Origin of the sequence: Novosphingobium sp. MD-1 (assembly GCF_001014975.1) — a bacterium.
In the GTDB taxonomy this organism is placed as follows: domain Bacteria; phylum Pseudomonadota; class Alphaproteobacteria; order Sphingomonadales; family Sphingomonadaceae; genus Novosphingobium.
The window spans coordinates 59162-79207 of sequence record NZ_BBXA01000030.1 but is presented as its reverse complement, the minus strand read 5'-3'; the positions used below and the strand labels follow the sequence as shown (position 1 = coordinate 79207).

At 65.9% G+C, this 20046-nt stretch carries 14 protein-coding genes; 6 read left to right on the top strand and 8 right to left on the bottom strand.

Annotation, left to right across the window (positions count from 1 at the left end):
• Positions 1–28: 28 nt before the first annotated feature.
• Complete coding sequence (locus tag NMD1_RS13515) at positions 29–1567, top strand: acetyl-CoA acetyltransferase (protein ID WP_125955159.1); 1539 nt, start codon at positions 29–31, stop codon at positions 1565–1567.
• A gap of 60 nt (positions 1568–1627) precedes the next feature.
• Here NMD1_RS13515 and NMD1_RS13510 read toward each other — a convergent pair whose 3' ends face one another.
• The 6 genes from NMD1_RS13510 to NMD1_RS13485 all read right to left on the bottom strand — a co-directional run bounded on the left by NMD1_RS13510 (position 1628) and on the right by NMD1_RS13485 (position 9902).
• Positions 1628–3061: an aldehyde dehydrogenase family protein gene (locus tag NMD1_RS13510; RefSeq protein WP_125955158.1), complete on the bottom strand. Its 1434-nt coding sequence runs from the start codon at positions 3059–3061 to the stop codon at positions 1628–1630.
• A 43-nt stretch (positions 3062–3104) separates the two neighbouring features.
• Entirely contained in the window at positions 3105–4217 is a 1113-nt protein-coding gene (locus tag NMD1_RS13505) for an NAD(P)-dependent alcohol dehydrogenase (protein WP_199558132.1), read from the bottom strand.
• 191 nt (positions 4218–4408) lie between these two features.
• On the bottom strand, positions 4409–5449 hold the full coding sequence (locus NMD1_RS13500; protein ID WP_125955156.1) for an alcohol dehydrogenase family protein: 1041 nt from the start codon (positions 5447–5449) through the stop codon (positions 4409–4411).
• A gap of 18 nt (positions 5450–5467) precedes the next feature.
• Positions 5468–6694, bottom strand: coding sequence for an acyl-CoA dehydrogenase family protein (locus NMD1_RS13495; RefSeq protein WP_125955155.1), 1227 nt, complete (start codon positions 6692–6694; stop codon positions 5468–5470).
• Between the two features lie 21 nt (positions 6695–6715).
• Positions 6716–7453: an SDR family NAD(P)-dependent oxidoreductase gene (locus NMD1_RS13490; protein WP_125955154.1), complete on the bottom strand. Its 738-nt coding sequence runs from the start codon at positions 7451–7453 to the stop codon at positions 6716–6718.
• An 88-nt stretch (positions 7454–7541) separates the two neighbouring features.
• A complete protein-coding gene (locus NMD1_RS13485; protein ID WP_125955153.1) occupies positions 7542–9902 on the bottom strand; it encodes a TonB-dependent receptor in 2361 nt (786 codons plus the stop codon).
• 121 nt (positions 9903–10023) lie between these two features.
• Between NMD1_RS13485 and NMD1_RS13480 the strand changes: the two genes are divergently transcribed.
• The 5 genes from NMD1_RS13480 to NMD1_RS13460 all read left to right on the top strand — a co-directional run bounded on the left by NMD1_RS13480 (position 10024) and on the right by NMD1_RS13460 (position 17496).
• The gene (locus NMD1_RS13480; RefSeq protein ID WP_125955152.1) at positions 10024–11043 is read left to right on the top strand and encodes an AraC family transcriptional regulator ligand-binding domain-containing protein; all 1020 of its coding nucleotides are present in this window, start codon (positions 10024–10026) and stop codon (positions 11041–11043) included.
• A 146-nt stretch (positions 11044–11189) separates the two neighbouring features.
• On the top strand, positions 11190–13424 hold the full coding sequence (locus tag NMD1_RS13475) for a TonB-dependent receptor (protein WP_125955151.1): 2235 nt from the start codon (positions 11190–11192) through the stop codon (positions 13422–13424).
• Positions 13424–14668 carry a cytochrome P450 gene (locus NMD1_RS13470; protein WP_125955150.1) on the top strand — a complete coding sequence of 415 codons (1245 nt, stop codon included), beginning with the start codon at positions 13424–13426 and terminating at the stop codon, positions 14666–14668. The genes NMD1_RS13475 and NMD1_RS13470 overlap by 1 nt, the downstream gene beginning before the upstream one ends.
• Positions 14669–14679: 11 nt before the next feature.
• Entirely contained in the window at positions 14680–15546 is an 867-nt protein-coding gene (locus NMD1_RS13465; protein ID WP_125955149.1) for a helix-turn-helix domain-containing protein, read from the top strand.
• A gap of 69 nt (positions 15547–15615) precedes the next feature.
• Positions 15616–17496 carry an ABC-F family ATP-binding cassette domain-containing protein gene (locus NMD1_RS13460; protein WP_125955148.1) on the top strand — a complete coding sequence of 627 codons (1881 nt, stop codon included), beginning with the start codon at positions 15616–15618 and terminating at the stop codon, positions 17494–17496.
• Between the two features lie 7 nt (positions 17497–17503).
• Here the strand turns inward: NMD1_RS13460 and NMD1_RS13455 are convergent, their stop codons facing one another.
• On the bottom strand, positions 17504–18196 hold the full coding sequence (locus NMD1_RS13455; protein WP_125955147.1) for a Crp/Fnr family transcriptional regulator: 693 nt from the start codon (positions 18194–18196) through the stop codon (positions 17504–17506).
• A gap of 71 nt (positions 18197–18267) precedes the next feature.
• Entirely contained in the window at positions 18268–19977 is a 1710-nt protein-coding gene (locus tag NMD1_RS13450) for a sulfatase-like hydrolase/transferase (protein WP_125955146.1), read from the bottom strand.
• Positions 19978–20046: the final 69 nt, after the last annotated feature.

Below are 20046 nucleotides of genomic sequence, written 5' to 3'. Positions count from 1 at the left end.
CACCGCCCGGATGGCACGAGGAGAGGACATGAGCACCATACCCGACAGAACACCGGTGATCGTTGGCGTAGGCCAGGTCGTCGACCGGATCGAGGCAGGCGATTATCGTGCGTTGTCCGCCGCCGATCTCGCTGCGGCGGCGGCCGAAGCGGCGCTGGCGGACAGCGGCGCGGCGGCGCTGGTGCGTCCGCAATTGCGTGTGGTGGGCGCGGTGCGAACGTTCGAGGATTCGGGCGCAGCGCCCTCCCCGTTCGGAAAGCCCGACAAGTTCCCGCTTGCCGTCGCCCGCCGTCTTGGCGTCACGCCAGACCATGCGATCCTTGGCAAGGTGGGCGGTGACACGCCAGTGTCGATGGTCATGGAACTGGGCGATCGCATTCTCGCCGGAGAAACCGAAGCCGCCATCGCCTTCGGCGCGGAAGCGATCTCGACCACGCGCCACCTCAGTGGACGGGGCGAAACGCGCGACTGGACGGAACACGACGAAGGCACGATCGACGACCGGGACCTCGGCTATGAAGGGATGCTCTCGGCCATCGCGGCGCGCCACGGCGTGCGCGGAGCGCCGATCGCCTATGCGCTGCTCGAAAACGCGCGGCGCGCGCGGCTGGGCCTGTCGCGGGAGGACTATGCGCGGGAAATGGGGCGGCTGTTCGCGCCGTTCACGCAGGTCGCCGCCGCCAACCCGTGGAGTTGCTCCGCATCCGCGCCGATGACGGCGGAACAGATCGCCACGCCCGGCGAACGCAACCGTATCGTCGCCGATCCCTATACCTTGAAGCTGGTCGCGCGCGATCAGGTCAACCAGGGAGCGGCTGTGCTGCTGATGGCGGCCGGCGCGGCACGCGCGGCGGGTATCCCGGAAGACCGCTGGATCTTCGTCCATGGCGCGGCGCTAGCGGTGGAACGCGAGCTTCTCGACCGGCCGGCCCTCGACCGCTATCCCGCCGCCGATGCCGCCATCGCTTCGGCCTTCGCCAGCGCGGGCAAGACCGCCGCCGACATGGCCGCCTTCGATTTCTACAGCTGCTTCCCGATCCCGGTCTTCACCGCCGCGACGGAGGGACTGGGCCTGTCGGGAGACGATCCGCGTGGCCTGACGGTGACGGGCGGCCTTCCCTATTTCGGCGGCGCCGGAAACAACTATTCGATGCACGCCATCGCCAGCATGGCCGAACGGCTGCGACGGGAAGCCGGGAGCTTCGGCTTCGTGGGCGCGAACGGCGGCTTCCAGTCGAAATACGGCGCCATGGTGCTCTCGGGCGAACCGCACGTGTGGCCCGGCTGCGAAAAGGACAGCATCCAGGCACAGCTCGATGCCGCGCCCAAACCCGTGATCACCGCGCAGGCGCAGGGAACGGGCACGATCGGAACCTACACGGTGGCCCACACCAAGGGTGTGCCCACGCAGGGCATCGCCATCGGCGCCTTGGCGGACGGCACGCGCTTCATCGCCAACCCGGCCGACGCCGCCACGCTGGCGCGCATGGCGGAAACCGATCCGCTGGGGGCCAGGGTCACACTTACGGCTGGCGAAAAGACCAACACGTTCGTTTTTGCGGAATAGGAAAAAGGCCGGCGCGCTTCACAAGGAGCGGGCCGGCCTTCCGGAATTGCCGATATTGGCTCAGGAAACGAACGCAGCCTTCTTGCGGCGCACCAGCGTTTGCGTGGCGGTGTATTCCAGCAGCCCTTCCAGCCCGCCTTCCACGCCCACGCCCGATTGCTTCATGCCGCCGAACGCCGCCAGCGGCGAAAGGTGCTGCGTTTCGTTGACCCAGACCGTGCCCGACTGGATACGCTGGGCCAGTTCGAATGCCTTGTCCTCGTCGCTGCCCCAGACCGATCCGCCAAGGCCGTAGTCCGATGCGTTGGCGCGCGCGATCACATCGTCGTAATCGTCGAACCGGATCAGCGGCAGGACCGGGCCGAACTGCTCCTCCTGCACGATGCGGCTGTCTTCGGGCGGATTGTCGAGGATCGTGATCGGCACGAAATAGCCCGGAACCTCGGCCTTCTCTCCGCCCGTCAGGAAGGTATAGCCTTTGTCCCTGGCATCCTGGATCAGTTCCAGCACGCGCGCGTATTGCAGGCTGTTGTTGATCGGGCCGATCTGCGTGCCCTGCTCCGACCCATCGCCCACTTTCACCGTCTTGGCATAGGCCACGATGGCATCGCGCAGCGGTTCGTAGATGTCCGTGTGGATATACATCCGCTTGGTGGCGATGCATATCTGGCCGTTGTTGGTGAAAGCCGCCCAGAACAGTTGTTCGGCGATCTTCTCTACGTCCACATCGGGCATGACGATGGCGGCATCGTTTCCGCCGAGTTCCAGCGTCACGCGCTTCAGCGTGGGCGCAGCGGAGGCCATCACGCGGCGGCCCGTCTGGGTCGATCCGGTGAAGCTGATCTTGTCGAAGCCCGGATGCGCGGTCATCCACGGGCCGAGGCTATCGCCGCCGGTAATCACGTTGAGCACGCCCGCCGGCAGGATTTCCGCCGCCAGCTCGGCAAACTTCAGCGTGCTCAGCGGCGTGAACGGTGATGGCTTCAGCACCATCGTATTGCCCGCGAGCAGCGCCGGCGCGACCTTGAACATCGCCAGGATCATAGGGAAGTTCCACGGCGCGATTGCGCCGACAACGCCCAGCGGCACGTGCCGCGTGATGCTGATCCGCTCGTCCGAATCCTCGTTCACCGTTTCGGGCAGGTCGAGCGCGGTAAAGGCCTTGAGCCAGTACCCCGCGCCCATGCATTCGCCCTGCGCCTCGTGGTGCGGCTTGCCCTGTTCGCTGGTCAGCAGGCGCGTGAAGCCATCGAGGTTGGCGAAGATCGCATCGCCCAGCGCATTGAGCTTCGCCTTGCGCTCCTCGATCGGGGTTGCGGCCCAGCCCGGAAATGCCTTGCGCGCCGCCGCCACGGCCGCGTCGAGATCGGCCTGCGTGGCATCCGGCGCGCTGGCAATCGCTTCCTCGGTCGCGGGATTGATCACATCGAACGTGGCGCCGCCAGCAACGAATTCGCCGCCGATCAGCATCCTGTAAGTACCGTTGAATTCCATGGCTGTGCCTTTCACTGGGGTCTGTGCGGGAGCGGCCCGGCAATCAGGGAACGAGAACCACCTTGATGCATTCCCCTCGCGCCTGCGCCGCAATGGCTTCGTTGATTTCCGCGAGTGGGAACGTGCGGATCAGGCGATCGAACGGGAAATTGCCGGCAGCGTGATGCGCCAGCAGTTCCGGAATGAAGTCCTGCGGCGTGCTGTCGCCTTCGATGATGCCGATGATGCGCAGGCCTGGCGTCATCAGCGCGGCGATGTTCACGCTGATCGCGGCGGTCATGTCCTTGGGCACGCCGACCAGGCCGATCATCCCGTGCGGGGCAAGGTTGGCAAGTCCCGTCTCGATCACGCCGACATTGCCCGACGTATCGAGCGCATAGTCCACGCCCAGCGGCAGGATCGCGCGGATGGCTGCCGCCAGATCGCCGGCGGCGGGATCGATCACATGCGTCGCGCCGAATTCCAGCCCGATGGCGCGCCGCGCGGCGATCGGTTCGACCAGGATGATCGCGGAGCAGCCCTGTATCCGCCCGGCCATCACGGCGGCCAGCCCCACGGGTCCGCCACCGAACACGATCAGCGACGAACCGGCGGGGCAGGCCATCGACCGCATCACCGCGCCCGCGCCGGTCTGGAAGCCGCAGCCCAGCGGCCCCAGCAGTTCCAGCGGCAGGGCAGTATCGCCGACTTTCACCACGTTGCGCGCGCGCGTGACCGCCAGCGTCGCGAACGAGGACTGGCCGAAGAAGTGCGACGACACACGCGCGCCATCCGCGCCGGCATAGGCGGTGGAACCATCGTCCAGCCGCATCCCGGCATAGTTCATCGGCACGAATTGCACGCAATAGCTGGGCAGGTCCTCGGCGCAGCGGGCGCAGTTGCCGCAGCTCGAAAAGCCAAGCACCACGCGGTCGCCCACGGCCAGGCCGTCGACGCCCTCGCCCACGGATTCGATCACGCCGGCGCCTTCGTGACCCAGCACGGCAGGCTTGGCGAACGCATCGAACTGGTCGCGGAAGACAAGATCGGTGTGGCACAGGCCGACACCGGCGATCCGCACCAGCACCTCGCCCGCGCGCGGCCCTTCGACCGTGACCTGTTCGAGCGTGAAATCCGCATGGGCGGCCCGCGCAACGGCGGCGGTACAGACAGTCATCAGGCTCTCCTCATCATCTTTCCGCGCCGTTCATTTCCTGAAGTCCCGGCAATCCGCTTCGGTGAACGCATGGGCTGGCCCCAACAACCGGCGCAGCAAGAATTGCGAAAAATGGCAGCATGCCATGCAATCCAACGGACCAATTTAATCGATCAGTTAATTTCGTCCAACCCGTTTGTCTCCCCGTTAGGTCAATCGGGCGCAAGGACCATCTTGAGCGCGCCGGCTTCCCGGCTGTCGAACAGACGATAGGCTTCCGACCCTTGCGACAGCGGCATCCGGTGGCTGATGTAGCGCTCCGGCCGCAGTCGCCCGGATTGCACCAGCGGAAACAGCGCGGGGAGTTCCTCGGGCACGGAGCAGGTGCCGATGCGGAAGGTCAGCCCGGCGGCAAACGCGCGCTCCAGCGGAAAGGCATAGCGCCGCGATTGCTGGACGCCGATCACCGAAACCGTGCCCCGGCGCGCCACCAGCCGCAGCGCCAGATCGACCGTGGCGTCCGACCCGACCACCTCCACCACGCAATCGAGCTTGCGTCCCTTCGTGGCCTCGCGGATCGTTTCCAGCGCGGCATCGGGATGCAGCGAGATCGCCCCCGCTTCGGCGGCCAGCGCGCGCCGTTCGGCAATCGGATCGATCGCATAGACCACATGCGCGCCCATCACGAAGGCGCTGTCCACCGCCATCAGGCCGATCGGGCCAAGGCCGATGACGGCCACGGCGCTGCCCGGCCGGATATCGGCGTTGCGCGCGCCGAACCAGGCGGTCGCCAGCGCGTCGGTCATCATCAGCGCCTGATCGCCGCTCACGCCTTCGGGAATGGGCACCGCGTTCATGTCCGCCGCCGGCACGCGGAACGCTTCGGCCTGCACGCCCTGCAGCCGTGCGGAAAGGCCGTAGCACGATCCCAGGCCGGATTCGCAGTTCAGGACGTTGCCGGCAAGGCATGACCGGCACGCGCCGCAGCCCACCGCCGCCGGCACCATGACCTTGTCACCCACTTTCACGCGCGAAACGGCGCGCCCCACCTCGACCACCTCGCCCACGGCCTCGTGCCCCACGCAGAAGCCGATATCCTCGGAAAAGCCGTGTCCGTGGTAGATGTGCAGATCGCTGCCGCAGATCGAGCAAGCGTCCATGCGGATGATCGCATCGCGATCGGATTCGAGCACCGGATCGTCCATCGTCTCGTGCCGAATGTCCCGCGCGCCATGGTATCGCAGCGCCTTCATGCCCTTGCCCTCCCCGGTTCAGCGCGCGTTGGCAGCGACGTATTCCGCAATCTTGAGCTTGCCGAGCTGCGACATGTGGACTTCCTCCGGCCCGTCGGTGATCCGCACGTAGCGGTTGAGCGTGAAGAAGTGGGCGACCGGGGTGTCATCGCTCACCCCCATGCCGCCGTGGACCTGGATCGCGCGATCGGCCACGGTCTGCGCCATCTGCGGCGCGATGACCTTGATCGCCGCGATCAGGTCGCGCGCCACCTTGTTGCCATGGCGATCCATCGCGTCGGCCGCCTTCAGCGTCAGCAGGCGGGCCATCTCGATCTCGCAGAAGCTGCGTGCCACGTCCTGACGAATGCTGCTCTGGTCCGCCAGCTTGCGGCCGAACGCGATCCGGCTGTCCGCCCGGCGCGCCATGTATTCCAGCGCGCGCTGCGCCTGACCGATCGAGCGCATGCAATGGTGGATGCGCCCCGGCCCCAGACGGCCTTGCGCGATCTCGAACCCGCGCCCTTCGCCCAGGATCAGATTTTCCCTGGGCACGCGCACGTTGTCGAAGCGCAGTTCCACCTCGCCGCCCGGCGAATTGTGCGAACCGAACACCGTCAGGTGCCGCACCACCGTGATGCCCGGCGTATCGCGGGGCACCAGGATCTGCGAATGCTGCGCATGGCGCGGCGCGTCGAAATCGGTCTTGCCCATCACGATGAAGATGTCGCACCGCGGGTGCATCGCGTTGGAAATCCACCACTTGCGGCCGTTGATGACGTATTCGTCGCCCTCGGGCCGGATCGACAGTTCCAGATTGGTGGCATCGGAGGAGGCGACCTGCGGCTCGGTCATCACGTAGGCCGAACGGATTTCGCCATCGAGCAGCGGCTTGAGCCAGCGCTGCTGCTGCGCCGCGCTGCCGAACTTGGCCAGCACTTCCATGTTGCCGGTATCGGGCGCGGAGCAGTTGAACACCTGGCTGGCCCAGGGCACGCGGCCCATGATCTCGGCCAGCGGCGCGTATTCCAGATTGGTGAGTCCCGGCGAGAACGCGCCGTATTCGTGCGGCAGGAACAGGTTCCACAGCCCGGCATCGCGGGCGCGGACCTTCAGCGCCTCCATCCCCGGCCATTCCTGCCAGAGGTTCGCCTGATCGTGGACGAAATCGGCATAGGCCTTTTCGTTCGGATAGACGTGCTCGTCCATGAAGCCTTCGAGCCGGGCGATCAGCCCCTTCACCTTGTCGGTATGGTCAAACTGCATGAGGGGATGCTCCCGGCTGTTTCAGAGGGACAGGCCGCCATCCACCACCAGCGTGTGGCCGGTGACGTAGGATGCCAGCGGCGACGCGAGGAAGATCGCCGCGCCGGCCATGTCTTCGGGCGTGCCCATGCGGCGCTGCGGAATGGCGGCCAGCGCCCCGTCGAGCCGCTGCGGATGCGCGGTGGTGACCTTGGTCAGCTTGGTATCGACCAGCCCCGGCGCCAGCCCGTTCACGCGGATGCCGTCCGCCGCGAACGCCTGCCCCAGCGATTTGGTCAGGCTGATCGCGCCCGCCTTGGACGCGGCATAGGCCGGATTGCCGATATTGGCCTTCAGCCCCGAAATCGAGCTGACGATCACAACCGCGCCGTGACTTTCGGCCAATTGCGGCCGGAACTTGCGCGCGCAATGCATCAGGCTGTCGAGATTGACCGCCATCACCCTGTCCCAGCCGGCGCGCTCGAATTCGCCGCGCTTGTAGACGACTGTCCCCTGGCAGAGGATCAGGACGTCGAGCGAGGGGAACGGCAACGCCGCCGCATCGATGGCGTCGGGATCGCCCACGTCGACGCAGGAATAGCCCAGGCCCGTCAGGTCCGACCCATCACCCGGATCGTACTCGTCCGCCGATGCCCGCGTGCCCCAGACGTGGACTTTCCCGCCACGGGCGCGGAACGCCTGGGCGATGCCGTTGCCGATGCCGCTGGAACCGCCCACGACCAGCACGGTCTTGCCGGAAAAGTCGGTATCTGTGGGCATCCTTGCCTCTCCTTTTGCCGGCCCTCTCTTCCCGTCAGCGGGGCGCCGGACGATCCCGTCCCGCACCCCGCCGATCGGGTATCACGCGTCAGAACGTGGCGCGCAAGCGCAGGCCGTAGGTACGTGGCGCGCCGAGATAGCCGTTCTCGTCACCGGTCTGGAGCGGTGTCGGGAACGACTGGGTAAAGTAGGTGCGGTTGAACAGGTTCTGCACCCACCCTTCGACCAGCAGGTTCCACTTCGGAATCTTGAAGCCCAGGTTGGCGTTGACCAGGCTGACCGGCCCCTGTTCCGACCGCGACGCGGTGCTGATGAGCTGGCGGCTGGTGTACTGGTACTGCACACGCCCCGTCAGGTTCAGGTTGTCGCTCAGCGGCTGATCGAGATTGAGCGCGACGTTGGCCGAAAGCTTCGGCGCGAAGCGGAACCGCGAATCCGACAGGACCGGATCGATCGAGGCATCCTTCGCGTACTTGGCGTGGGGGATCCAGGTGCCGTCGATGCCCAGCGTCAGGCTGTTGGAAAGCTGGAACAGGTTCTCGATTTCGACGCCATAGTCCTTGGCCGACTTGGCGTTGAGTACGGTGAAGCGCAGCCCCACGAACTGCGCGATCTGGAGATCGGACAGGTCGTAGTAGAACAGCGCGATGTTGGTCCGCGCGCGCCGGTTCAGGTACTGGAACTTGGCGCCCACTTCATAGGCGTTGACCTTTTCCGGCTTGTAGGTGGGATCGAGCGGCGTCGACACGGTCGATGTCGGGCTGATCAGGCGGATCAGGCCCTGAAGCTGCGGCGGAAGCGCGTTGAACACGGTCGGGTTGTTGAACAGCGTGCCCGCCGCGTTCGCATCGATGTTCACGCCGCCCGCCTTGAAGCCGCGGTTGTACGTGGCATAGAGCATGACATCGTCGACCGGACGGTACTGGATGCCCAGCGTCCCGCTGACCGCCTTGTCAGTCCGGGTCTTGTCATAGTTCGGGCTCGGCCCAAGGCCGAGAACCGTGAACACGGTGTTCGGGAACGGCGAGAAGAAGGCATTGCGGAACGCGCCCTGCTTCTTTTCGACCGAATAGCGCACGCCGGCGATGATGTTGACCTTCGAGCCGAGCGCGAAATCGAGATGCGCGAAACCGGCGTAGGAACGCGCCTTGCCCGACATCGCTTCCACCGCCCACGGGCCGACGGATGCGTTCACCGTGCCGGCCGGAATGCCCGAAGCGCCCAGCACCGCGTTCCAGTAGGCCTGCCCTTGCGAAGCCCAGGGCAGCGTGCGGCCCATCTTCAGCTTTTCATCCGAGACGAAGCCGCCGAATACGGCATCGGCGTTCAGCGCGCTGATCTTCGTGTTGTAGGTCAGTTCCTGCGAGATGAAGCGGCTGTCGAAGTTTTCGTAGTAGCGGAAGATATCCGCGCCCGAGAAATCCGGGTCCATGTCGCGCTGGTCGAGCTTGAACTTGCGGATCGCGGTTACCGACTTCAGCGTGCCGCCGCCAAGGCCGGCCTCGATCTGCAGCGTGCCACCGTAATCGGTGATCGTCTGGCGGCCATTGCCATTCAGCGTCTGCTGAAAGTCGGACAGCTTGCGCGAAGGCACCTTGCCGCCGTTCAGCGTGGTCAGCAGGTCGACCAGCGGCTGCGTCGGGCCGTTCTTGAAGTCCGAAGTCGCATAGCAGCAGTTGCCGCCGCCGTGTGAATAGTCGCCGATCAGGCGGATGGTGAGGTCCGGCGTCGGCTCGAACAGCAGTTGCGCCTTGATCGCCTGCGTGGAATCGCCGTTCAGGTGCTCGCCATTGGTGGGGTTCGTGTAGAACCCATCGCGGTGCGAGACCACGCCCGCGATGCGGAACGCCGCGTGATCGCTGATCGGCACGTTGCCTGCCGCGCGCACGGTGAAGGTGTTGTAGTTGCCATAGCTGGCGTCAAACAGGCCCTCCATGCGGTCGGTCGAAGGCTTGGCCGAGGAAAGCAGCAACGCTCCGGCGGTGGTGTTCTTGCCGAACAGCGTGCCCTGCGGACCGCGCAGGACCTGCAGGTTGTCGATATCGAGGAAGCTCTGCAGCGCGGCGGCGGCGCGGGTGCGGTACACGCCATCGATGAACACGCCAACCGAGCCTTCGAAGCTGCGGCTGTTGCCCGTGGTGCCCAGGCCGCGAATGATGACGTTGGCCGTGGAGCTGGAAATGTTGGTGGCGCGGAACGTGATCGACGGGCTGACCGCCTGGATGTTGGAGATGTTCTCGACGCGGGCGGTTGCCAGCGCTTCGCCGCTGGCCGCCGTGATGGCGATCGGCACGTTCTGGAGATTTTCGGCGCGACGCTGCGCGGTGACGACGATTTCCTGGAGCCCGGCGCCCTGATTATCCGCCGTGCTTTCCTGAGCGATCACGGGCGTTGCCACAACCGACGAAACGACCATGCCGGCAACGCCGGCAAGGAATACTGCCTTCATGCTTACTACCTCTCTCACTATCCGCTCTACGCCGGATCAGACGGATGGAGTCTGCTTCAATCCTGCGATTAAATCTTGACATATCACGCCACGATCATGACCAATAGCGACAGGAGAGTTTATGACGCCGGTCGCGCATCCATCGTCCATGCAGCAATTCGTCCGGTACGCGCGGCTTACCGGCATACCGCTGGAAGATATTCTCGACCGCGAACTGTGGTCGATCGTGCAATCGAGTGCGACGCGGGAAACCGTGCCCGCGCACGCCATGGTCGATATCATGCAGATCTGCGCGATCATGGCAAACCGTCCGGAAATCGGCGTGGCCTTCGCATCCTGGTGCAACCTGAACGGCTACGGCCCGCTGAGCCTGCTTTGGGGCCACTGCCCGACGGTGGGGGAAACGATCCGCGTCTCGAACCGCTTTCTGCATCTGGAAAGCGATGCACTGGGCGTCCGCTCCATCGAAACCGAGGACGAAATCGCGCTCGTCCAGTTCGTCACCATTCCCACCCGTTTCGGCGGCAGCCAGTTCGTGGAGGCCACGCTCAGCTTGCAGGTTCGCATCCTGCGGCTCGTGCTGGGGGCCGACTGGAGCCCCTTGCGCGTCGAGTTCGACCATCCGCCGCCGCGCAACCTCAACCTCCATCGCACCTTCTTTCGCTGCCCCACTACTTTCGGCGCCGACCGTTCCGCCGTCGTCATCCGCCGCGAGGAGATGAAACGCACCAATCCCAACGGCAACGCGCACCTGCTCGCTTATCTCGAACGCCAACTCGCCGCGACCATGCGCCCCAGCGTGCGCGATTTCGTGCGGCAGGTGGAAGAACTTGTCGCCGCGCATCTGGCGGGCGGACAGGCCACGCTGGAGCGCACCGCCGCGCTGCTGCGACTTGGCGGGCGCAGCCTGCAACGCCGGCTGGCGGCACACGAGATGACCTTCGGCGATGTTCTTACCAATGTACGCCTGCGCGTTGCGCGGGAATATTTCGCGCTTGAGGCAAAACCTAACCTGTCGGAACTCGCTCACCGCCTGGGCTATGGCGAGGCCAGCGCCGCCAGCCGGTTCCTGCGCCGGCACATGGACAGCGGCGCCCGCGCCCTGATCCTGCGCGGCAAGGCGATCCGCGCCCAGCTGTGACCCCGGCAAAACCGGCTCTCACACCAGCAAGAATTGTCAAATCCCGGCGCAACCCTGTGAAACGGCAAAGCGCTCTCCCGAAGATATAGGGTTTCTTCAGATGCAGGCCGGGCCAGCCGGCTGCGAATGTCATGGGAGAAATCCGAATGCGCACCGCCCTCGCCACCGCCCTGTTGCTGGGTGGCGCCTCCTGGCTTCCGACCATCGCCCTTGCGCAAACGGCTGGAGACGGCGCCAGCGACAGCGCCTCCGCGCAGGACGTGATCGTGGTGACGGCCCAGCGGCGCGAACAGTCGGTGCTCGAAGTGCCGATCGCCATTTCCGCCATCGGCGGCGACAGCCTGGCATCGAAGGGAATCACCAATTCCGCCGCGCTGCAATCGGCGGTGCCCAACCTGCAGATCAGCAGCCCCTATGGCTCGACGCAGCCGAATTTCAGCCTGCGCGGCATCAGCGTGGCCAACGAATACAACTCCAACCAGGCCTCACCCGTCGGCGTCTATCTCGATGACGTCTATCTCGCCAACCGCACCTCGCACGGCATGGGTCTGTTCGATCTTGATCGCGTGGAAGTGCTGCGCGGGCCGCAGGGCACGCTGTTCGGCCGCAACACCACCGGCGGCGCGATCAACTTCATCACCCGCGCGCCCGGGCTGCACGACAACGAAGGCTATGCCGAGGTGGGCTATGGCAACTTCAACACCTGGACAGCCCAGGCTGCCGTGGAAACGACGATGGTGGAGAACGAACTCGGCCTGCGCCTTGCCGCCAACTACATCAAGGGCGATGGCCAGATCCGCAACGTGTTCCCGGGCGGACGCGACGGCAATTCGCAGGATACCTTGCAGGGCCGCGCCACGCTGCGCTTCCGTCCCGGAGACGGACCGCTGGACGTGAAGATCAAGGTCTATGGCGGGCGTGATCGTGGCTCGCAGGCAGCCGTTCAGGGCTTCCTGCCGGCGCGTGCCGGCCTCGGCTTCTTCGAGACTAGCGAAAACCGGCTCGGCCTGAACCGTACGGAAGCCTACGGCATCTCCGCCAACGTGGCCTACCACGTCTCGGATGCCCTCACGCTGACCTCGATTACCTCGCGCGATGCGGGCAAGCAGAACCTCCAGCAGGCGGCCGACGGCGCGCCAGTGGACATCCTCGATATCAACTGGCGCTCTTCGTACAACCAGTTCAGCGAGGAGCTGCGGCTGAACTACAGCACCGACATGCTGAGCCTCGTCGCGGGCGGCTTCTATGGCTGGGACACGGTCGTCACCGACAACACCTTCAACATCGGCAGCGCGCTGGGGCCGGGCGTCAACGGCGGCTTCTTCCAGCACTATCGCCAGCGCCGATCGTCCACCGCGCTGTTCGCCCAAGGCGATTACAAGCTGGCCGACCGGCTGACCCTGACGCTTGGCGCGCGCTACACCTGGGACCGCGCGACTTATCGCGATGGCTATGCCTATCTCTTTGCCGGCGATATCGGCGGCGCGCAGACGCCGCTGGCGACGACCGTGCCCTGCGCCGGCGTGGCGGGCACCTGCGCCTATGATCCGACGGCACGCTACGCCATCGACGGGCGCAACCGCGCGCTGACCGGCCGCGTGGCGCTGAGCTACGAACTGCCGGGCGGCACGCTGCTCTATGCCAGCTACAACAGAGGCTATCGTTCGGGCGCGTTCAACGGTGGCGGCTACACCTCCTCGGCCGGGATCACCTATATCGCGCCGGAGCGGGTCAACGCCTATGAAGTGGGCTTCAAGGGCCGCTACGGCGGCATCCTGACGCTGACCGGGTCGGCGTTCTACTACGACTATACCAACCAGCAGGTGCAGGACACGCGGCCCGGCCCGGTCTCGTTCCTCGTCAACGCGCCCAAGTCGGAAGTCTATGGCGCCGAACTGGAGGCCAGCGCGCGCCTTTCGCGCATGTTCAAGCTCAGCGCCTCCGCCGGCTACCTGCACGCCCGCTACAAGCAATTGACTTTGCAGGGCACGAAGCTGGACGGCAACAACCTGCCCTTCGCCCCGGAATGGACGTTCCAGGCCGGCATCGACGCCACGCTGATGGACAACGCCACCGGCAAGATGACGCTCTCCCCCACCGTCGCCTATTTCAGCCGGCAGTATTTCTCGCCGTTCAACGCGATCAACGCCACCGGCACCACGCAGAACAATGCCGAACTGCAACAGGGCGCCTACGCCAAGGTGAATGTCAGCGCCGCGTTCCAGACCGGGCGCTTCACCTTCAAGGCCTTCGCCAACAACCTGTTTGACCGCCAGACCTACGCCTACGGCCTGGACTTGCGCGGGGCGGGCTTCCCCTACAACTTCCTCGTGCCTTCCACGCCGCGCACGTTCGGCGGCTCGGTCAGGGTCGCGTTCTGATGAGCAAGGCCCGCGCCATCGCTTCCAGCCCCATCGACCTGAAGGACGCCCGCCTGTTCGAACAGGGCGTTCCATGGGAGGCGTTCGCCCGGCTGCGGCACGAAGAGCCGGTGTACTGGAACCCGGAAAGCGATGGTGCGGGCTTCTGGGCGGTGCTGCGCCATGCCGACATCGTGGAGGTATCGCGCAACCCCGCCCTGTTCTCCAGCGCCTACGAAAACGGAGGCCACCGCATTTTCAACGAGAACGAGGTTGGGCTGACGGGCGCGGGCGAAAGCGCGATCGGCATCCCCTTCATCTCGCGCGATCCGCCGGTCCACACGCAGTACCGCAAGCATATCATGCCGGCGGTTTCACCAGCACGGCTCGGCGATATCGAGGCGCGCATCCGCACGCGGGTGGAGCACCTCGTCGCGGCGATCCCGCTGGGTGAGGAAGTGGACCTCGTGCCCCTGCTGTCCGCTCCTCTCCCCCTGCTGACGCTGTGCGAACTGCTCGGCCTGTCGCCCGATCTCTGGCCCAAGCTCTATGACTGGACCAACGCCTTCGTGGGCGAGGACGATCCCGATTTCCGCCAGAGCCCCGAAGCCATGGCGGCAACGCTTGCCGATTTCTTCGCCTTCGCAACCCAACTGTTCGAAGCGCGGCGGGCAGCGCCTTCGCACGACATCGCCTCGCTGCTGGCCAACGTGGAAATCCATGGGGAGAAGATCGCCTTCCGGGATTTCGTCGGCAATCTGATCCTCGTTCTCGTTGGCGCCAACGAGACCACGCGCAATTCGCTGTCGCACACCGTGCAGCGCTTTGCCGAAAACCCCGATCAGTGGGCCATGCTGCGGCGCGACCGCTCCCTGTTGAAGACCGCCACCCCGGAAATGGTCCGCCATGCTTCGCCCGTCCTGCACATGCGGCGGACGGCCATGGCGGATACCGAGCTGGGCGGCCGGAAGATCGCCAAGGGCGACAAGGTTGTGCTGTGGTACGTTTCGGGCAACCGCGACGAGACGGTGTTCGATGCGCCGGACCGGTTCGACATCACGCGGGCGAAGAACCCGCACCTGGGCTTCGGATCGGGCCAGCACGTCTGCGTCGGATCGCGCTTGGCCGAAATGCAGTTGCGCGTGGCGTTCGACATTCTCGCGGATCGGGTTATGTCTTTCGAGGTTATACGGTCGCCGCGCCGGTTCCGCTCGAATTTCCTCAACGGGCTCAAGAACCTCGACGTCATATTGCGGCCGGCGTGAGAGGCAGTCGAATGGCGGAAAGCTGGACCAACGAGCAGATCATCTCCGACGTGCTGGGGCGCGGCGCGGACATCCAGCTGGGCGGCGGCGAGAAAGGCTGGCAGCTTTCGCGCTGGCGCCAGTTCGTCGGCAGCTATGAGCTGCCCGCCCTGCCCAGCCCCACGTTCGTGGTCCACATCGCCGGCAAGCCCCGCGTCAAGACCTGGGACCGCGATGGCTGGAGCGAGGCAAGCTCGATTCCCGGTTGCGCGACGATCATTCCTTCGGGCCGCCCGACCGGATGGCTCGTCGATGGCGAGTTGGACGTCGTGACCCTGTCCATCGCGGAAGACCAGCTTCGCGCCGTGCCTGCGCGCGACCAGTTCGACCGGATGCGCTTCGCCTTTTCCGACCCGCTGGGCGTGGCGCTGACGCGGCAAGTGCTGGCGGAACTCTATGCGCCGGAGACGCCGGAGCGGAACGTCTATGTCTCCACGCTGGTCGATGCGCTGAAGGCCCACATGCTGCGCGGCCCGGCGGACGCCAACGCCACGGCCTTTCCAACCTCCGACTTCTCCGCCTATCGCATCCATCACGTCATGAACGCGGTGCTGACCCACCCGGAGGAGGAACATACGGTGGAATCGCTCGCCGCCGAAGTGGGCCTCACGCCATCGCATTTCTGCCGGGTGTTCAAGCGCGCCACCGGCCTCAGCCCGCACCAGTACGTGATGAAGGCCCGGCTGGAGCGCGCGCAGGAAATGCTCTCCAGCACCGAACTGACGGTCGCGCAGATTTCGGAAGCGCTCGGCTTCGGCAGCCAGAGCCACTTCACCCGCGCCTTCCGCAGCTTCGCCGGCCAGCCGCCGACCGCCTGGCGGCAGTTAAAGCTGCATTGACGCGCCAACCAGGATAGCCGGCCGAGATAGGCCGTTGGGCTTTCGCGCCGGGCCTGCTAGGCGCGCGGCATGTTGACGATCAACGATATCACCGTGCGGCTGGGCGGCCGCACCATTCTCGACCGCGCCTCCGCCTCGCTTCCCACCGGCGGCAAGGTCGGCCTGATCGGCCGCAACGGCGCGGGTAAATCGACGCTGATGAAAGCGATCATCGGGGAAATCGAGCCCGACGATGGCGCGATCGACATGCCCCGCCGCGCGCGGCTGGGTTATATCGCGCAGGAAGCGCCGGCCGGCACCGCAACGCCCTTCGAAACCGTGCTGGCGGCCGACAAGGAGCGCGAACAGCTTCTGGCCGAAGCGGAGACCTGCACCGATCCCGATCGGCTGGGCGACGTTCATGATCGACTACTGGCGATCGACGCCTACAGCGCCCCTTCCCGCGCCGCGCGCATCCTGATCGGACTGGGCTTCGACGAAGATATGCAGGCACAGCCTCTCGACAGCTTCTCGGGCGGCTGGAAAATGCGCGTCGCGCTGGCGGCGCTGCTGTTTTCGGCGCCCGACCTGCTGCTGCTGGACGAACCGTCGAACCACCTCGACCTTGAAGCGACCCTGTGGCTGGAGAACTTCCTCAAGTCCTATCCCGGCACGCTGATCGTCATCAGCCACGAGCGCGACCTGCTGAACAACGTGGTCGATACCATCCTGCACCTGCAGGGAGGCAAGATCACGCTTTACCCCGGCGGCTATGACAGCTTCGAACGCCAGCGTGCGGAGCGCGCCGCACAACTCGCCGCCGCGCGCGCCGCACAGGACGCGCAACGCGCCAAGCTGCAGGACTATGTCGCCCGCAACAGCGCCCGCGCCTCCACCGCCAAGCAGGCGCAATCGCGCGCCAAGATGCTGGCCCGGATGCAGCCGATCACCGCGCTGATCGAAGACCCGACGATGCGCTTCGACTTCCCCAGCCCCGACGAGTTGCGCCCGCCGCTGATCACGCTGGACAAGGCGGCGGTCGGCTATGCCCCCGGCGCACCGGTGCTTGCACGGCTCAACCTGCGCATCGATCCGGACGACCGCATCGCGCTGCTCGGCCGCAACGGCAACGGCAAGACCACGCTGGCGCGCCTGCTGGCCGGCCAGCTCGAAGCGATGGATGGCGTGATGCGCCTCTCGGGCAAGACGCAGATCGGCTATTTCACCCAGTATCAGGTGGAGGAACTGGCCAGCGCCTCAACCCCGCTCGAACTCATGACACGGGCGATGGACGGCAAGACGCCCGCCGCCGTGCGCGGGCAGCTCGGGCGGTTCGGGTTCTCGGGCAATACCGCGACGGCGCAAGTCGGCACGCTTTCGGGCGGCGAACGCGCGCGGCTGGCGCTGGCGCTCGTCACGCGCGATGCGCCGCACCTGCTTATCCTCGACGAGCCGACCAACCACCTCGATGTCGATGCGCGCGAAGCGCTGGTACAGGCGCTCAACGCCTATGACGGCGCGGTCATCCTCATCAGCCACGACCGGCACATGGTGGAACTGACGGCGGACCGGCTGGTGCTGGTCGATGGCGGCACGGCGACCGAATACGCCGGGTCGATGGAAGACTACATCGACTTCATCCTGGGCCGGAACCAGCCGCGCGAAGCGCAGTCCAGCGACGCCAAGGGCGCCAAGCCCCAACGCAAGGCCGGCGCGCAATGGCGCGAGGACATGCGCGCGCTGAAGAAGCAGGTGAGCGAGGCGGAAACGCGCATGGGCCGGTTGCAGAAGCAGCTTTCGGCGTTCGATGCCGCGCTGATCGATCCGGCTTCCGCGCCGAACGACCTTGCCCAGCTCAACATGGGCGAACTGTCCCGCCGCCGCGCCACCGTGGCCGACGAACTGGAAGAGGCGGAGGCCGCATGGCTGGACGCCAGCGAGGCGCTGGAAGTGGCGCAGGCTGGAGGCTGAGGCGTACCTAGGCTTCCATGGCAAAGGCGTGCGCCTGCAGCGCCGCCGCATCGGGAACCTCGATCGCGCCGTACCGGCGGCGCACCAGCCCGCGTTGCTCCAGATCGGCAAGGCAGGCGTTCACGGTCTTGCGGCTGAGGCCGACCATCTCGCCCAGCGCCTGCTGGCTGAGAGGCAGCGCCGCCCCGATGCGCGCGTCGGAGGCGAAGCGCGCCAGCCGCGCCGCCAGCCGCTGCCGGGGTGGCAAGGCGGTGATTTCGGCCAGCAATTGCACCATCATCCGCAGTTGCGCGTAGTTGAGGCTGGCGATGGCCTGCCAGATCAGGGGTTCGTCGCGTGCGATGGCCGTCAGTGCGGCGTCGGTCACCTGGAGAACCAGACTGGCCGCCGTGCTGATCGCGGTGACCAGCCGGGGGCCGCCGCCGAAGCGCGCCGTCTGGCCGATGGCATTGCCGTGGCCGATCTGGCCGATCAGCACGTCCCGATCCCCCGGCGCCTGCGCATAGATCTGCAACGCGCCGCGCACGACAACGAGAATGCCGCTGTCGTCATCCCCTTCGGCATAGGCCCAACGGCCCGCAGGCAGCACCCGCAACGTGCCGTGGGCCAGCAGGCGGCGGCGCAGGTCGCCGCCATGTCCATCGAGCCAGCCGCACCGGTCGAGCGCGGCGGCCGCCATTGCAAAATCGTCTTCGCCCATGGCCGCGCAGCCTAAGACGTCAGGGTACGCCTGTCATCGCCCCAGGCAACGGCGATCGCTCCCCGTCCCGCCTACTTCCCGGTGGTGAAACCGATCTGCACCTTGGGCGGGTACTTGCGCAGCACCTGCTGGTAGCGCGCGATTTCCGCGCCGACCGGAATGGCGATCGGCAGGTGCCGGATCGCCACCGAATTATCCTCCTGCGGATTGGCGTAGAGGTTGAACATGGTGCCGCCCGCCGTCTGGCTGACCGTGCCGGTGAACCCGCCGTGGTTGCCGTTGGGCGTCATCGCATAGGGGTCCTGCGTCAGCATGGTGAACTTGAACTCGTCCATTCGCACCGCGGCGAACTGGGTGTTCCAGAAATACAGGATGCTGCGCCGGTTCGAGGCGCCGTTGTCGGCGAGCAGGAACGAGGTCTGGTCAACCCCGTCGAGATAGTTGCCCGCCCCCATCTTCTCGCCGATCGCGGCCCCCTTCACGCCGGCAAGGCTCAGGCTGGTGGGCAGGATGTCCGCGAAATCGAACAGGCCGTCGGACTTGCGCGGCCCGATCATGCCCTTCCAGTACACGAACGTCGGCACGCGGACTCCGCCTTCCCAGGTCGATCCCTTGCCACCCCGGAACGGCGTGCGGCCGTGGGGATCGATTTCCTGTTCCGGCCCGTTGTCCGACGTGAACACGATTATCGTGTTGTCGATCTCGCCCGTCTCTTCCAGCGTCTTGTAGAGCCGCGCGAAGATGTCGTTCATTTCGACGAGGCAGTCGGTGTAGTCGTTTCGCGCGGGCGAACGGCCGGCGTAGAAAGCGTTCGGATAGTTGTCGAAATGGCAGCCGCGCGTGCCGTAGTAGAGGAAGAACGGCTTGCTTCCGCCCTTCTGCCGCTTGAGGAAATCGACGGCGTAATTGGCCCAGCGCTGGTCGAGATCGCGGCTGTAGTCCACCGTGATAAGGCCCACGTTCTCGATCTTGCCGCCCTTCGCGGCGTGAACGTCGTACTTGTTGAACGGCGCTTCCTCGATCAGCCGGCTGCGCGTGGGGCTGAGCGCCACTTCCGGATTGAAATTGGGATCACGCCATTCGGTGTACATGTCGGACACCGAAAGGAAGCCACGGAAATCGTCGAAACCGGCATTCTGCGGCTGCGACCCTTCATTTTCACCCACGTGCCACTTGCCGATGGCCTGGGTGACATAGCCCTGTGCCGAGAGCATCGAGGCGATCGTCGGCTTGCCGTTCAACCCGCCGGCCTCGCCATACATCGGCGGCCGCAGCAGGCCATGATGGATCGGCAATTGCCCGGTGAGAATCGTCGCGCGCGAGGGCGAGCAGCTTGGCTGCGAATAGGCGGAGGTGAGCACCAGCCCTTGCGCCGCCACCTTGTCGACATCGGGCGTCGGCGCGCCCAGCGTCACGCCGCCGCCGTTGAAGCCGAAGTCCATCCAGCCCACGTCATCCATCAGGAACACGATGATGTTGGGCTTCTTTCCGGTCTTGCGCTGGAGATCGGCCAGCTTCTTTCCGGCTTCCGCGGTCTGGTCCGGATGATCGATCATCGGTTCCATGTTGTCGGCAACGGATTTGCCGGGAATCCCGATGTACTGGTCCTGGAAGTCATAGCCGGGCGCCTTGCCGCGCTTGATCGGGCCGGGCGTGCCCGGTCCCTGCACGACTCCGCCGCCCACCGGCTCGCTTTGCGCCCATGCGGCATGGCCGCCCGTAGCCACTGCCAGCGCAATGGCGGCGCACCGCCAGAACCTGCCGGTCCGCTTCCTGCCCATCAGAACCTCCGCCTGCTTTCCGTGATCTCCCATCCACACCATAGCAGACCGAGAGATCCGGATTGTCAC

What these genes read in the sequence shown, in the direction of transcription:
- NMD1_RS13475 (WP_125955151.1), top strand. Translation starts at nt 11,190, where the DNA reads ATGCGCACCGCCCTCGCCACCGCCCTGTTGCTGGGTGGCGCCTCCTGG.
- NMD1_RS13485 (WP_125955153.1), bottom strand. Translation starts at nt 9,902, where the DNA reads ATGAAGGCAGTATTCCTTGCCGGCGTTGCCGGCATGGTCGTTTCGTCG.
- NMD1_RS13490 (WP_125955154.1), bottom strand. Translation starts at nt 7,453, where the DNA reads ATGCCCACAGATACCGACTTTTCCGGCAAGACCGTGCTGGTCGTGGGC.
- NMD1_RS13470 (WP_125955150.1), top strand. Translation starts at nt 13,424, where the DNA reads ATGAGCAAGGCCCGCGCCATCGCTTCCAGCCCCATCGACCTGAAGGAC.
- NMD1_RS13460 (WP_125955148.1), top strand. Translation starts at nt 15,616, where the DNA reads ATGTTGACGATCAACGATATCACCGTGCGGCTGGGCGGCCGCACCATT.
- NMD1_RS13505 (WP_199558132.1), bottom strand. Translation starts at nt 4,217, where the DNA reads ATGACTGTCTGTACCGCCGCCGTTGCGCGGGCCGCCCATGCGGATTTC.
- NMD1_RS13495 (WP_125955155.1), bottom strand. Translation starts at nt 6,694, where the DNA reads ATGCAGTTTGACCATACCGACAAGGTGAAGGGGCTGATCGCCCGGCTC.
- NMD1_RS13465 (WP_125955149.1), top strand. Translation starts at nt 14,680, where the DNA reads ATGGCGGAAAGCTGGACCAACGAGCAGATCATCTCCGACGTGCTGGGG.
- NMD1_RS13455 (WP_125955147.1), bottom strand. Translation starts at nt 18,196, where the DNA reads ATGGGCGAAGACGATTTTGCAATGGCGGCCGCCGCGCTCGACCGGTGC.
- NMD1_RS13515 (WP_125955159.1), top strand. Translation starts at nt 29, where the DNA reads ATGAGCACCATACCCGACAGAACACCGGTGATCGTTGGCGTAGGCCAG.
- NMD1_RS13500 (WP_125955156.1), bottom strand. Translation starts at nt 5,449, where the DNA reads ATGAAGGCGCTGCGATACCATGGCGCGCGGGACATTCGGCACGAGACG.
- NMD1_RS13510 (WP_125955158.1), bottom strand. Translation starts at nt 3,061, where the DNA reads ATGGAATTCAACGGTACTTACAGGATGCTGATCGGCGGCGAATTCGTT.
- NMD1_RS13480 (WP_125955152.1), top strand. Translation starts at nt 10,024, where the DNA reads ATGACGCCGGTCGCGCATCCATCGTCCATGCAGCAATTCGTCCGGTAC.
- NMD1_RS13450 (WP_125955146.1), bottom strand. Translation starts at nt 19,977, where the DNA reads ATGGGCAGGAAGCGGACCGGCAGGTTCTGGCGGTGCGCCGCCATTGCG.